Raw genomic sequence first — 12,371 nt, 5'->3', positions numbered from 1 at the left:
TCGAGAGTTCGAGACTCTTCTCCCGCTCCAAATTGAAAGAGGAAGCCTTCGGGCTTCCTCTTTTCATTTCTGCCACCGCTGTCCGCTGGCCGGACGCCATGTGCGCATCCCGGCATCCTGCCGTATTGTCTTTTCCCGATTTTCGATTCCCGTCCAGCTGTCAGCTCATCGTCAAGTTCGGCCGCCTGCGAACACAGAAAAATCAAAAAAATCGAATTCCAGCGATTGCCTGATTGCCTCCGGCGTATTTCCCCTCTACATTTCTAGAACCGGCCTTGAAGGGTCATATCGATACGAAATGGGGAGAGGGGCCATGGATAGTTTCCAGAAAGAGATTGACGAAAGAACCAATCTCACATCATCCAACAAGTTTGAACTGCTGCTGTTCCGCCTGGGGGCCGATCCCCACGGTGAGCGCTCCGAGTTGTTCGGCATCAACGTGTTCAAGATTCGTGAAATCGTGCCCATGCCGCCGGTCACCAAGGCGGCCGGCACCCAGTCGCCCATGTTGGGCATGGTCAACATCCGTGGCCAGATCATTTCGGTGATCGATTTGCCGGCCGTGGTCGGTTGCGTACCCAAGACCGGGCTGAACATCCTGCTGGTGACCGAATACGCCCGCAGCACCCAGGCTTTCGCGGTGGAGTCGGTGGATGAGATCGTGCGCCTGGAATGGAGCCAGGTCCTGTCGGCCGAAGCCAGTACCGGCGGCGCCTTCGTCACCAGCATTGCGCGTCTGGACAACGACAAGGACACCAGCCGCCTGGCCCAGGTGCTGGACGTGGAGCAGATCCTGCACGAGATCATGCCCAGCGACCGCAACCTGAAGATGGAAAGCCTGGAAAAGAGCAGCAGCCATGGCATCCGCCCGGGCGCGGTGGCCATTGCGGCCGACGATTCCAAGGTGGCGCGTTCGCTGATCGAGCAGGGCTTGCGGGCCATGGAGATTCCCTTCGAGATGCATGTCACCGGCAAGGAAGCCTGGGAAAAGGTGCAAAAGCTGGCCAAGGAAGCCCGTACCGAGGGGCGGCCGATCTCCGACAAGATTTCCTTCGTGCTGACCGATCTGGAAATGCCGGAGATGGATGGCTTCACGCTGACCCGCAACATCAAGCGCGAGGATTTCCTCAAGAGCATTCCGGTGATCATTCACTCCTCCCTGTCCGGCTCGGCCAACGAGGATCACGTCAAGACCGTAGGCGGTGACGCCTACGTCTCCAAGTTCGAGGCCAATGAACTGGCCGCGACCATCTATAGCGTACTGGACAAGTCTGCCGCCACCAGGCCTTGAAGGATTTTCGGATCCTCCAGAGTTGATCGAAAAGGAGCCGCGAGGCTCCTTTTTCCATGGAGCGCAGGCCTGGCGATGGCCCCGCAGGGCGCCGATCTCGTATACTGGCGCTCCCTTCATCCTGCCGCAGCTGGCGGCGCCGAACACCTAGCCATGCAGATTCCCGTCATCGCCCCCCTCCACGACGCCGAACTGGCGGCCCGCCTGGACCACCGTATCAACGACAAGACCAAGCCCCTGGGCAGCCTGGGGGCGCTGGAGCGTCTGGCGCGCCAGATCGGCCTGATCCAGGGGACCGACCAGCCCGTCATCGCCCGTCCTGCCATCGTGGTCTGCGCGGGCGACCATGGCGTGACGCAGGAGGGGGTGTCGGCCTATCCGCAAAGCGTGACCTGGCAGATGGTGGAGAACTTCCTCGCCGGCGGCGCAGCCATCAATGTCTTTGCCCGCCAGAACGATTGCGCGCTGCATATCGTCGATACGGGCGTCAATCACGACTTTGGTCAGCGGGACGGCTTGCTGGACTGCAAGATCGGCCCCAGCACCGCCAATTTCTGTGCCGGACCGGCCATGCAGCGCGAACAATGCGAGGCAGCCATGGAGGCCGGCATGCGTTTCGTCGATACGCTGCAGGCTGATGTCCTGGGCTTTGGCGAGATGGGCATCGGCAATACCACGGCGGCAGCAGCCCTGATGGCGGCGCTGACCGGCATCGCGGTGCAGGATTGCGTGGGCGCCGGCACCGGCCTGGATGCGCAGGGAGTGGCGCGCAAGGCCGATGCAGTCAGCCGTGCCCTGCGATTGCATGCCGCGGCAGCGACGCCGCTGGACCGGCTGGCCGCACTGGGTGGCTTCGAGATCGCCTTCATGGCCGGCGCCATGCTGCGCGGCGCGCAAAAGCGCCTGGTGCTGCTGGTGGATGGCTTCATCGTCACCTCGGCGCTGCTGGTGGCTGCGGCCATGCAACCGGCGGTGCTCGACTATTGCGTCTTCTCGCATTGCTCGGACGAGGCCGGCCATCGCCGCATGCTGGATTACCTCAAGGCCCGCCCGCTGATGCAGCTCGACCTGCGTCTGGGCGAGGGGACCGGTGCTGCCCTGGCCTTGCCGCTGTTGCGTGCGGCAGTGAATTTCCTGGCGCAGATGGCGACCTTCTCCTCGGCCAGCGTCAGCGAAAAAAATGGCTGAACCCGTCTCCGGGCACAGCATGAAGCCGCCAGCCTGGTACCAGCTGCGGCTGTTCTTCATTGCGCTGCAATTCTTCACGCGCCTGCCGATTCCCGGCTGGGTGGGTTTCCAGCCCGAGTGGCTGCAGCGCTGCACCCGCTATTTCCCGCTGGTGGGCTGGATCGTGGCCTGGGTGAGCGCACTGGTGTACCTGCTGGCCGTGCAATTCTGGCCGCCGGCGCTGGCCGTGCTGCTGTCGACGGCCGCCGGCATCTGGCTCACCGGGGCCTTCCATGAAGACGGTTTTGCCGATGTCTGCGACGGCCTGGGCGGCAGTGTCAGCCGCGAGCGGGCGCTGGAGATCATGCGCGACTCACGCCTGGGCAGCTATGGCGTCGTCGGTATCGGCCTGCTGCTGGCGACCAAGCTGGCGGCACTGCATGCCTTGCTGCCCCTGCAGGTGCTGGCGGCGCTGGGGATTGCACATCCGCTGTCGCGCTGGCTGGCGACCTGCCTGATCTGGCGTCTCGACTACGTGCGCGAGGAGGGCAAGGCCAAGCCGCTGGCTCAGCACATGCGCACCGGTGAATTCCTGCTGGCGGGCCTGTGGGCCGTGTTGCCAATCATCGTGACGGTCTATGTCGGCCTGATGTCCTGGCAGCGCATTGCCATGGGCGTGCTGCTGGCGGTCGTGGCGGCATCCTGGCTGGCGCGTCGCTTCGTGCGTCGCCTGGGCGGCTATACCGGCGACTGCCTGGGCGCGGTACAGCAACTGAGCGAGACGGCCTTCTATCTCGGCGCCCTGGTCACCCTCCCGGCATGGCTGGCGGGCTGAACCATGCAATTGCTCCTGATCCGCCATCCCCAGCCCATGCTCGACAAGCGCCATTGCTATGGCGCCAGTGACATTGCGGTTGCGCCAGAGGTGCTGCAATCCTGCTGCGAACGCCTGCTGCCACAGTTGCCGCGCGGCGTGGCCATCGTCAGCAGCCCATTGCAGCGTTGTGCTCAACTGGCGCAGGCCTTGGCCAAGGCGCTGGGGCAGGAGGCCGTAGTGCTGCAGGCCGGCCTGCGGGAAATGGATTTCGGTACCTGGGAGCGGCGCGCCTGGGACGATATTGCCTGGAGCGAAGTCGAGGCCTGGAACCAGGACCTGCTGCACTACGCCCCGGGGGGCGGCGAATGCCTGCTGACCGTGGCACGGCGCATGTGGGAGGTCTTTGCCGACCTGCAGCGCAGGCAGGCGGAGCAGCTTATCGTCATCTGCCATGCCGGCACGATCCGCATGTTCCTGGCCTGTGCTGCCTGGCAGAGCGGGCAGGTTGGGCCGGCCCATCCCGATGCGGCCGCCCTGGAAGCCATCGCCCTGCAGGCCGCCGCCACGAGGACGGCGATTTCCTATGGCGAAGTGATCAGGCTGGATGTAGCGACTGCCTGAGGGTACGTCACAGCGGAAGCGTCAGGGCTGTCCGCCCGGTGTGCGCGACTCGACCGCGAACTTGATCAGCTCGGCCTGGCCATCGATGTTGAGCTTGCGCTTGATGTTGAGGCGATGGGTTTCCACGGTGCGCACGCTCAGGTCCAGCTCTCGGGCGATCTGCTTGTTGGATTCGCCGTTGGCGATGTGCTTGAGCACTTCGCGCTCACGCTGCGTGAGCAGCTCGCGCTGGGGCAGGGATTGTGTGAGCTGGCGCGCCAGCGCGGCGCTGTAGTAGATCCCGCCCGACCTGACCGTCTCGATGGCCTGCACGATGTCCTGGCTGGGCGCGTCCTTGAGCACATAGCCGCGTGCGCCGGCCTGTATCGATTGCATCACGTATTCCGCCTTGTCATGCATGCTCAGGATCAGCACCGCGATCTCCGGATGACGCGCATGGAAGATCGCCGTCAGCTCAATGCCATTGACGCCGCGCATGTTGATATCCATCAGGGTCAGGTCGATCTCCTGCGCGGCGGCCGCAGCCAGCGCCTCGTCGGCATTGCCGGCCTCGGCCACCACGGCCAGGCCTGGTACGGTCTCCAGGCGGGCGCGCAGGCCGTCGCGTACCAGCGGATGGTCGTCGATGAGCATGACACGGGTGGCAGCGGAAGGGGCGGGCAGGTGATCAGGCATGGGGATGGGCAAACAGGGATGGACGGGGAATGATGGCGCTGATGCGGGTGCCGGCCGGGGAGGAATCGATGTCCAGTTCGCCGCCCACGGCTTCCATGCGCTCGCGCATGTTGCGCAGGCCGATACCGTGGCGCGAATGATCGTCCACCTGCTCCAGGTCGAAGCCGCAGCCGTTGTCCTGCACCTGCAGCATGAGCAGGCTGCGTCCGCCATAGAGGCGCACCTTGATCTGGCTGGCGCCGGCGTGGCGGGCGATATTGGTCAGTGCCTCCTGGGCCACGCGGAAGAGTACGGTATTGACCACATCGGGCAGGGCGGCGCCATCGTCGCCATCCCCGTCATTCTCGAAGACGATCTGGATGCCTTTGCCATCATCGGCGGCATCGGTCGCATCACGCCATTCGCCGCAAAGATGCTCCAGGGCGGCGGCCAAGCCGAGATCATCCAGGATGGCCGGGCGCAGGTCGTGCGAGATGCGCCTGACCTCGGCCAGCACGCCATTGATCTGGGCAGCGGTCTTCTCGAAACCGCTACGCGCGCTGGCGGCCTGCTCGGGCGTGCCGCTCAGGCGCACCAGTGCGGCCTCGATCTGCAGCTTGATCGATACCAGCCACTGGCTGATGCCGTCGTGCAGGTCGCGTGAGAGACGGGCGCGCTCCTCCTCCTGCGAGCGCACCACGCGCTGCGCCAGCTGACGCAGCTTGGCGTCGGCCACGCGATGCTCGCTCAGGTTCAGCAGCAGGCCGGCCAGTCCCACGATCAGGGCACTGGCCAGGGCGATGACGGCGATGAGCAGCATGGTCTGGTGCAGGTAGCCGGAGTTCTGGCGATCGACCTGGCCCAGCGCCGCCTCCACATCGTCCAGGTAGATGCCGGTGCCGATCACCCAGCCCCAGCGCGGCAAGCCGATCACGTAGCCCAGCTTGGGCGCGACCGTCTTGCTGGAGGGTTTGCGCCACAGGTAGCGCTCGTAGCCGCCGCCCTCGTGCGCACGTTCGATCAGGTGCTGGATGGTGAGGCTGCCGGAGGCATCGCGCCAGTTCCACATCTCGCTACCGACCAGCTCGGGTTGGCGCGGGTGCATGATGCTGCGGCCCTGTTCGTCATAGACGAAGAAATAGCCATCGTCGCCGAACTCCAGATCGGCGAGGATGCGACGCGCCTCCTCCTTGATGGCGTCGTCGCTGCGACCGGTGTCATAGAGATGGCTCAGCGCGTGCTGCGCCAGGTCCACGTAGTGGCGCAACTCGGTGTTCTTGCTGGCCAGGTAGGCGGCCTCGATGGCGGCGCGCTGCTGGCGCGCCAGTTCCACCGCCTGGTAGCGCAGCACCAGCGCGATGGCCGTGAAGGCCAGGCAGAGCGGGACGATGGCGAGGAAGATGATTTTCTGGCGCAGCTTCATGCCGCGATTCTACCCAAAGCCCCCCGGCCGTCGTCGAAATTCTGCATGCCGCGCCAGCAGGGCTTTTCCGGCTGGCAAGAGAAGCGGGCGGAACTCGGTAGTTCTACGTAGCGGCTCTGCGTAGTGCTGCGCTTGTGGCCCGGGCGGGGGCTGCCGATACTGGCGGGCATCGCGTGCAGGCCCCGCGCCATGCAGCGACTCCAACAACAATATTCCCATTACCTACAAGGACCCCGCGAGGGAGGAGAACAATGAACCGGATCATTTCCAGGCTGGGCTGGCTCGCGCTGGCCATCGCCGGCGCCAGCGCCTGCGCCTACGTCGCGTTGCAGCGCGGCGAATCGATCAATGCAGTATGGCTGGTGGTCGCCTCGGTGTGCGTCTACCTGATCGCCTACCGCTTCTACAGCAAGTTCATCGCCGAGCGTGTGCTGGGCCTGGATGGCGCGCGCATGACGCCGGCCTACAAGTTCAACGATGGCCTGGACTACGTGCCGACCAACAAGTACGTGCTGTTCGGCCACCACTTCGCCGCCATCGCTGGCGCCGGTCCCCTGGTGGGCCCGGTGCTGGCCGCGCAGATGGGCTACCTGCCGGGCATGCTGTGGATCCTGGCCGGCGTGGTGTTTGCCGGCGCGGTGCAGGATTTCATGGTGCTGTTCATCTCCACCCGGCGTGACGGCCGCTCGCTGGGCGACCTGATCAAGTCCGAGCTGGGTCAGGTGCCGGGCGTGATTGCGCTGTTCGGCGCCTTCATGATCATGGTCATCATCCTGGCCGTGCTGGCGCTGATCGTGGTCAAGGCCCTGGCGGAGTCGCCCTGGGGAACCTTCACCGTGGCCGCCACCATTCCCATCGCGCTCTTCATGGGCGTGTATTCGCGCTACATCCGCCCGGGTCGCATCGGCGAGGTATCGTGGATCGGCTTCGTGCTGCTGATGCTGGCCATCGTCGGCGGCCAGACTGTGCAGGAACATGCGGTGCTGGGACAGATGTTTACCTTCAACGGCAAGCAGCTGACCTGGATGCTGATCGGCTACGGCTTCGTCGCCTCGGTGCTGCCGGTGTGGCTGCTGCTGGCCCCGCGCGACTACCTGTCGACCTTCCTGAAGATCGGCACCATCCTGGCGCTGGCCCTGGGCATCGTCTTCATCGCGCCGCACCTGAAGATGCACGCCGTCACCCGCTTCATCGACGGCAGCGGTCCGGTCTGGTCGGGCTCGCTGTTCCCCTTCCTGTTCATCACCATCGCCTGCGGCGCGGTGTCGGGCTTCCACGCGCTGATTTCCTCGGGCACCACGCCCAAGCTGCTGGAGAATGAAAAGCATGCCCGCTTCATCGGCTACGGCGCCATGCTGATGGAATCCTTCGTGGCCATCATGGCCCTGATTGCCGCCTCCTGCATCGAGCCCGGCATCTACTTCGCCATGAACAGCCCGGCCGCGCTGATCGGCACCTCGCCCGAGAACGTGGCGCAGGTGATCTCGCAATGGGGCTTCCACATCACGCCCGAGATGCTGACCCATACGGCCCAGGCCGTGGGTGAACACACCATCATCTCGCGTGCCGGTGGCGCACCGACGCTGGCCGTGGGCATGGCCCAGATCCTCTCCGGCGTGACCGGCGAGGCGATGATGGCCTTCTGGTACCACTTCGCCATCCTGTTCGAGGCGCTCTTCATCCTGACCGCCGTCGATGCCGGTACCCGGGCTGGTCGCTTCATGCTGCAAGACCTGCTGGGCGCCTTCATTCCGCCGATGAAACGCACCGATTCCTGGGCCGCCAGCCTGACCGCCACCGGCCTGTGCGTGACCGGCTGGGGCTACTTCCTGTACCAGGGCGTGGTCGATCCGCTGGGGGGCATCAACACGCTGTGGCCGCTGTTCGGCATCTCCAACCAGATGCTGGCCGGCATCGCCCTGATCCTGGCGACCTGCGTACTGTTCAAGATGAAGCGCGATCGCTTCGCCTGGGTTACGGTGGCGCCTACCGTCTGGCTGCTGGCTTGCACGCTCACCGCCGGTTGGCAGAAGGTGTTCGATGCCAATCCGCGTGTCGGTTTCCTGGCCCACGCCCAGAAGTACCAGGCGGCGCTCGATGAAGGCAAGCTGCTGGCGCCGGCCAAGTCGATCGAACAGATGCGCCAGGTGATCTTCAACGACTACGTGGATGCCGGCCTGGCGGCCATGTTCATGCTGGTGGTGATCAGTGTGCTGGTATTTGGCATCCGTACCGTATTGAAGGCCCGCGCCGGCCACCAGCCCAGCGTCAAGGAAGCGCCCTATGAATCCCTGCCGGCGGCGACGCTGGTCCAACAGTGACATCCACGGGAGAACCTGTCATGCACAAACCTGGCGCCCTGGCGCAACTGCTGGCCTGGCGGCGCCAGGTCGGCCGCACGCTGAACCTGATGGTCGGCATGCCGGAATATGACACCTATGTCGCCCACATGAAGCAGGCCCATCCTGAGCATTGCGTGATGAGCTATGAAGAATTCTTCCGCGAAAGGCAGGAGGCACGCTATGGCGGCAAGGGCCGGGTAGGGCGCTGCTGCTGATGCCGCAGGCCCTGTTGAGCAAGAGCAAGGCCAAGACCAAAACCAAAAGAGACCTGCGGGTCTCTTTTTTTATGTCCCATTGCCCGGGAGATCGCTCCTCATCAGGAATTTCCTCATATGGTGCGTGATATTTTTGAATTATCATTATTGTGCTTCTGACAATTTGTCAGCAATACTCAGTTTTGGGGAACATCGAGATGGCGATGAACGACTCTGGCAAGACGATCTTGATCGTTGACGACAGCAAGGTATCGAGAATGGTGATCAAGGCCCACGTGCTGGCCGCGCATCCCGACTGGAAGGTGATGGAGGCGGGCACCGGCGAGGAAGCCATCGGTCTGGTGGAAAAATCGGTGCCGGATTACTGCACCATGGATATCAACATGCCTGGCATGCTGGGTACCGATGCGGCTGCGCGCATCCTGCAATCCCATCCGGCGGTGCGTATTGCCATCTTCTCGGCCAATATCCAGGAAACCGTGCAGTCGCGTGCCCATCAGCTGGGGGCGGTGTTCGTGGCCAAGCCGGTCACCGAAAAATCGATCGGCCAGGCGCTGCAGCATTTCAAGGGGGACGCGTGAGCATTCTTTCCGAAATGGAACGTGATGCGCTGACCGAGATCTTCAACGTCGGTGCCGGTCGGGCTGCCCTGAGCCTGTCCGAAATCGTCGGCGACGAGGTCAGGCTGTCGGTCCCGGCAGTGGAAGTCTTGCGCACCCGGGACGTCGACGAGCACATCTTGCCCAGGGCGCCGGGGCGCTTTGCCACGGTCAGCCAGAAGTTCGATGGCCCCTTCGACGCCGAGGCAGTGCTGCTCTTCACCGAGGAGCGGGCCCTGGAGATCGTGCGCGACATGATGGGTTCGCAGATGAGCCTGGATGAACTGGCCGAGTTCGAGCGTGAGGCCATGTGCGAGCTGGGCAACATCATCCTCAATGCCTGCCTGTCGGCCATGGCGGACATGCTCGACATCACGCTCAACAGTTCCCTGCCCAACTACGTGGTGTCGTCGCCGGCCGAGATCTCGACCCGTCTGGCCACTGGCGAAACCGACAACACCTATGTGCTGGTGCTGCACATCGACCTGGTGATCGAAAAGCACCAGACCGACGGCCATCTGATCTTCCTGCTCAGTTCGACTTCCCTGAACGGACTGGTGGCCCATCTCCAGCGTTACCTGAGCAAGATGCAATTGACATGAGCAGTTTCGTTCCAGATCGCTTTCGCGTTGAAGATGTCTATGACAATCTGAATGTCGGATTGATCATGCTTGACCAGGACTTCAACATCCTGCTCTGGAACCAGTGGATGGCCCGTCACAGCCGTGTGTCTGCGCAGGATGCGCTGCAGGCCAATTTCATCGCGTTGTTCAATCCGCAACTGGCGCCGGGTCTGCTGCGCGCCTTGAGCAATACCATCACCTATGGCTTGCCGGCCATGCTCTCCAGCGCGTTGCATCGCTCGCCCTTGCCGCTGTATGGAGAAGCCGCCACCCCGCCCGGCGAGGCGCCGGTGCGGATGGCGCAATCGGTGGTGATGACACCGATCGACAATCCCGATGGCAGCCGTTGCTGCATGATCCAGGTCACCGATGCCAGCAATTCGGTAAAGCGGGAAAAGATGCTGCTGTCCCGCTCCGAGGTGCTCAAGCGCCAGGTCGTGACCGATGGCCTTACCGGCGTGAACAACCGCCGCTTCTTCGACGAGAACTTTGCGCTGGCATTGCAACTGGCGGGCCGCGAGGGCAGCAGCCTGTCGCTGTTCATGGTCGACATCGATTACTTCAAGCAATACAACGACCACTATGGACACGGCGACGGCGATCGCGTGCTCAAGCGTGTGGCCGAGGCACTGCGTAGCCAGCTCAAGACCCCCACCGATATCCTGGCGCGCTATGGCGGTGAAGAATTCATCATGCTCATGAGCGGCCTGGAGCCAGCGGAGGCCGCCGATGTCGGTGAACTGCTGCGCGAAAGCGTGCACAAGCTGGCCGAGCCGCATGCCAAATCGCTGGCCGGGCGCGAGGTCAGCATCAGCGTGGGCGTCTGCACGCGCCAATCCATCACCGAGGAGGACGGCCGCCAACTGATGGCCGCTGCCGATGCCGCCCTCTATCGCGCCAAGCTGGGCGGGCGCAACAAGGTGGTGGCCATCGACTGAGCGGCCCCATTTCTGCCAATTCCTTCAGATTTGTCCAAAACTAGGGCAATTTATTGGAAACCCTTGCCTACCATGCTTGTCAGAATCCTGACTATTGCTTATCAACAGACTTGTTCACAGCTTTTGTGGATAACTCCGGCGTGAGCCTGTGCCGGGGAGCCCGGGCAAGCGTCAAAATGCGTATAATGCCGCTCCGTTGAAGCTGACGACAAGCTGACAATATTTCTTCCGAGTAAGGATTTGATGCGCCCATTGTTGCTGCTGTTACTGACCTTTCTGATTCCGCTGCAATTGCTGGCAGCGACGGGACAGTCACAGCCGCAGCAGGCCGTATCATCTTGCGCAGCGCCCCTGACGGATCATGTCCACGTGCTGCAATCTGAAGCCGCGGACAATCTCCTGCTGTCAGCTAGTGAGGTCCAGGCAACGATGGGCGACGAAGACGGCGAGGAGCTGTCCTCCCTGCAGGGTGACCTGGAAGACCCCACGCTGCCCACCCGTATCGCCACGCCACCGGCCTTCTGGCAACCGTTTCCCCATGCCTTCCTGGCGCCACTGAGCGGGTCGTCCTACCTGCGCGACCAGCTGCGGCCGCCACCACTGGTCTAAGCGCCTGGCGCGCGATCCTGGGCCTCCCCTGGCGGGATGCGCCACCGCGCGCCGTCGGGTAGTTGCCTACCCGCTGCGCCTTTTCTCCGTCCGAATCGCAAGACCCGCGCCGCGGCCAGCACCCGGCGGCTTCTCTTTGCTCTACCGCTACAGGAAAAATCATGAAACGCATTGTTCTGTTCCTAGTCACCAACCTCGCCGTGATGCTGGTGCTCAGCGTCACCGCCAGCCTGCTTGGCGTGAATCGCTACCTGACCGCCAATGGCCTCAACTTCGGCATGCTGCTGGTGTTCTGCGGCCTGATGGGCTTTGGTGGCTCCTTCATTTCCCTGTTCATGTCCAAGACGATCGCCAAGTGGTCCACCGGCGCGCGCGTGATCGAACAGCCCCAGAATTCCACCGAGCTGTGGCTGGTGCAGACGGTGCAGAACCTGGCCGTCCGCGCCCAGCTGCCCATGCCGGAGGTGGCGGTCTATGATGGCCCGCCCAATGCCTTCGCTACCGGTGCCAGCAAGAGCAACTCGCTGGTGGCGGTGTCGACCGGCCTGCTGCAGGGCATGACCAAGGACGAGGTCGAGGCCGTGCTGGCGCACGAGGTGGCGCACATCGCCAATGGCGACATGGTCACGCTCACGCTGATCCAGGGCGTGGTCAATACCTTCGTGATGTTCTTTGCGCGTATCGTCGGCTATTTCGTGGATTCCTTCCTGCGTCGCAATAACGAAGAGAACAGCGGTCCCGGTATCGCCTACATGGTGACGGTGTTCGTCTGCGAGATCATCTTCGGCATCCTGGCCAGCGTCATCGTCATGTATTTCTCGCGCCAGCGCGAATACCGGGCCGATGCCGGTGCGGCTTCGCTGATGGGCTCCAAGGTGCCGATGATCAATGCACTGCACCGCCTGGGTGGCATGCAGTCCGATGGCTTGCCGCAGAACCTGCAGGCCTCGGGCATCTCCGGGCGTGAATCCTGGATGGGTCTGTTCTCCAGCCATCCTTCGCTGGAGTCGCGCATCGCTGCCCTGCAGGCAGGTCGCTGATCGTTGCGGCCGGACGCTTCCCCGCGACAGCA

The 12,371-nt window shown here is 63.4% G+C and carries 14 protein-coding genes and 1 tRNA gene (1 of these 15 only partly in view); 13 read left to right on the top strand and 2 right to left on the bottom strand.

All coding sequences use genetic code 11. The features are described 5' to 3' along the window. Nucleotides 1-30, top strand: a tRNA-Gly gene (locus ACIPHN_RS15710); it begins 146 nt to the left of the window's first position. Continuing rightward, nucleotides 1-233, top strand: a 233-nt coding sequence (locus ACIPHN_RS15705; protein ID WP_400437631.1) for a hypothetical protein, incomplete at its 5' end; no start/stop codon positions are given. The genes ACIPHN_RS15710 and ACIPHN_RS15705, both read left to right, overlap by 30 nt. A gap of 80 nt (nt 234-313) precedes the next feature. Then, a complete protein-coding gene (locus tag ACIPHN_RS15700; RefSeq protein WP_400437629.1) occupies nt 314-1,291 on the top strand; it encodes a chemotaxis protein in 978 nt (325 codons plus the stop codon). A gap of 153 nt (nt 1,292-1,444) precedes the next feature. Continuing rightward, entirely contained in the window at nt 1,445-2,479 is a 1,035-nt protein-coding gene (gene cobT / locus ACIPHN_RS15695; RefSeq protein WP_400437627.1) for a nicotinate-nucleotide--dimethylbenzimidazole phosphoribosyltransferase, read from the top strand. A gap of 19 nt (nt 2,480-2,498) precedes the next feature. Then, nucleotides 2,499-3,293: an adenosylcobinamide-GDP ribazoletransferase gene (locus ACIPHN_RS15690; RefSeq protein WP_400437626.1), complete on the top strand. Its 795-nt coding sequence runs from the start codon at nt 2,499-2,501 to the stop codon at nt 3,291-3,293. A 3-nt stretch (nt 3,294-3,296) separates the two neighbouring features. Beyond that, a complete protein-coding gene (locus tag ACIPHN_RS15685; RefSeq protein ID WP_400437624.1) occupies nt 3,297-3,896 on the top strand; it encodes a histidine phosphatase family protein in 600 nt (199 codons plus the stop codon). 21 nt (nt 3,897-3,917) lie between these two features. On the opposite strand, the gene ACIPHN_RS15680 is transcribed toward ACIPHN_RS15685, so the two are convergent. After that, entirely contained in the window at nt 3,918-4,571 is a 654-nt protein-coding gene (locus tag ACIPHN_RS15680; protein ID WP_400437623.1) for a response regulator, read from the bottom strand. Continuing rightward, nucleotides 4,564-5,973 carry a cache domain-containing protein gene (locus ACIPHN_RS15675; protein ID WP_400437621.1) on the bottom strand — a complete coding sequence of 470 codons (1,410 nt, stop codon included), beginning with the start codon at nt 5,971-5,973 and terminating at the stop codon, nt 4,564-4,566. Before ACIPHN_RS15675 ends, ACIPHN_RS15680 begins: the two co-directional genes overlap by 8 nt. A 251-nt stretch (nt 5,974-6,224) precedes the next feature. Between ACIPHN_RS15675 and ACIPHN_RS15670 the strand changes: the two genes are divergently transcribed. The 7 genes from ACIPHN_RS15670 to htpX all read left to right on the top strand — a co-directional run bounded on the left by ACIPHN_RS15670 (nt 6,225) and on the right by htpX (nt 12,339). Then, complete coding sequence (locus ACIPHN_RS15670; RefSeq protein WP_400437619.1) at nt 6,225-8,294, top strand: carbon starvation CstA family protein; 2,070 nt, start codon at nt 6,225-6,227, stop codon at nt 8,292-8,294. Between the two features lie 20 nt (nt 8,295-8,314). Continuing rightward, nucleotides 8,315-8,530, top strand: coding sequence for a YbdD/YjiX family protein (locus tag ACIPHN_RS15665; protein ID WP_400437618.1), 216 nt, complete (start codon nt 8,315-8,317; stop codon nt 8,528-8,530). Nucleotides 8,531-8,733: 203 nt separating this feature from the next. Beyond that, nucleotides 8,734-9,111, top strand: a complete 378-nt coding sequence (locus ACIPHN_RS15660) for a response regulator (RefSeq protein WP_400437616.1) — start codon at nt 8,734-8,736, stop codon at nt 9,109-9,111. Next, nucleotides 9,108-9,731, top strand: a complete 624-nt coding sequence (locus ACIPHN_RS15655) for a chemotaxis protein CheX (protein ID WP_400437614.1) — start codon at nt 9,108-9,110, stop codon at nt 9,729-9,731. The genes ACIPHN_RS15660 and ACIPHN_RS15655 overlap by 4 nt, the downstream gene beginning before the upstream one ends. Nucleotides 9,732-9,796: 65 nt before the next feature. Further along, nucleotides 9,797-10,690: a diguanylate cyclase gene (locus tag ACIPHN_RS15650; RefSeq protein WP_400437612.1), complete on the top strand. Its 894-nt coding sequence runs from the start codon at nt 9,797-9,799 to the stop codon at nt 10,688-10,690. A gap of 429 nt (nt 10,691-11,119) precedes the next feature. Next, nucleotides 11,120-11,299 (top strand): hypothetical protein, encoded by a 180-nt coding sequence (locus ACIPHN_RS15645; RefSeq protein WP_400437611.1) that lies wholly within the window; start codon nt 11,120-11,122, stop codon nt 11,297-11,299. 161 nt (nt 11,300-11,460) lie between these two features. After that, entirely contained in the window at nt 11,461-12,339 is an 879-nt protein-coding gene (htpX, locus tag ACIPHN_RS15640) for a protease HtpX (RefSeq protein ID WP_400437609.1), read from the top strand. Nucleotides 12,340-12,371: the final 32 nt, after the last annotated feature.

The sequence above is a fragment of the Herbaspirillum sp. NPDC087042 genome (genome assembly GCF_044745245.1).
In the GTDB taxonomy this organism is placed as follows: Bacteria; Pseudomonadota; Gammaproteobacteria; order Burkholderiales; family Burkholderiaceae_D; genus Herbaspirillum.
The sequence above is the reverse complement of the archived record's forward strand: the minus strand, read 5'-3'. Positions and strand labels throughout refer to the sequence as shown.

Bases quoted from the DNA above. Each gene is read 5' to 3' on its own strand.
- ACIPHN_RS15700 (WP_400437629.1), top strand. From the start codon at position 314: ATGGATAGTTTCCAGAAAGAGATTGACGAAAGAACCAATCTCACATCA.
- cobT (WP_400437627.1), top strand. From the start codon at position 1,445: ATGCAGATTCCCGTCATCGCCCCCCTCCACGACGCCGAACTGGCGGCC.
- ACIPHN_RS15690 (WP_400437626.1), top strand. From the start codon at position 2,499: ATGAAGCCGCCAGCCTGGTACCAGCTGCGGCTGTTCTTCATTGCGCTG.
- ACIPHN_RS15685 (WP_400437624.1), top strand. From the start codon at position 3,297: ATGCAATTGCTCCTGATCCGCCATCCCCAGCCCATGCTCGACAAGCGC.
- ACIPHN_RS15680 (WP_400437623.1), bottom strand. From the start codon at position 4,571: ATGCCTGATCACCTGCCCGCCCCTTCCGCTGCCACCCGTGTCATGCTC.
- ACIPHN_RS15675 (WP_400437621.1), bottom strand. From the start codon at position 5,973: ATGAAGCTGCGCCAGAAAATCATCTTCCTCGCCATCGTCCCGCTCTGC.
- ACIPHN_RS15670 (WP_400437619.1), top strand. From the start codon at position 6,225: ATGAACCGGATCATTTCCAGGCTGGGCTGGCTCGCGCTGGCCATCGCC.
- ACIPHN_RS15665 (WP_400437618.1), top strand. From the start codon at position 8,315: ATGCACAAACCTGGCGCCCTGGCGCAACTGCTGGCCTGGCGGCGCCAG.
- ACIPHN_RS15660 (WP_400437616.1), top strand. From the start codon at position 8,734: ATGAACGACTCTGGCAAGACGATCTTGATCGTTGACGACAGCAAGGTA.
- ACIPHN_RS15650 (WP_400437612.1), top strand. From the start codon at position 9,797: ATGCTTGACCAGGACTTCAACATCCTGCTCTGGAACCAGTGGATGGCC.
- ACIPHN_RS15645 (WP_400437611.1), top strand. From the start codon at position 11,120: ATGGGCGACGAAGACGGCGAGGAGCTGTCCTCCCTGCAGGGTGACCTG.
- htpX (WP_400437609.1), top strand. From the start codon at position 11,461: ATGAAACGCATTGTTCTGTTCCTAGTCACCAACCTCGCCGTGATGCTG.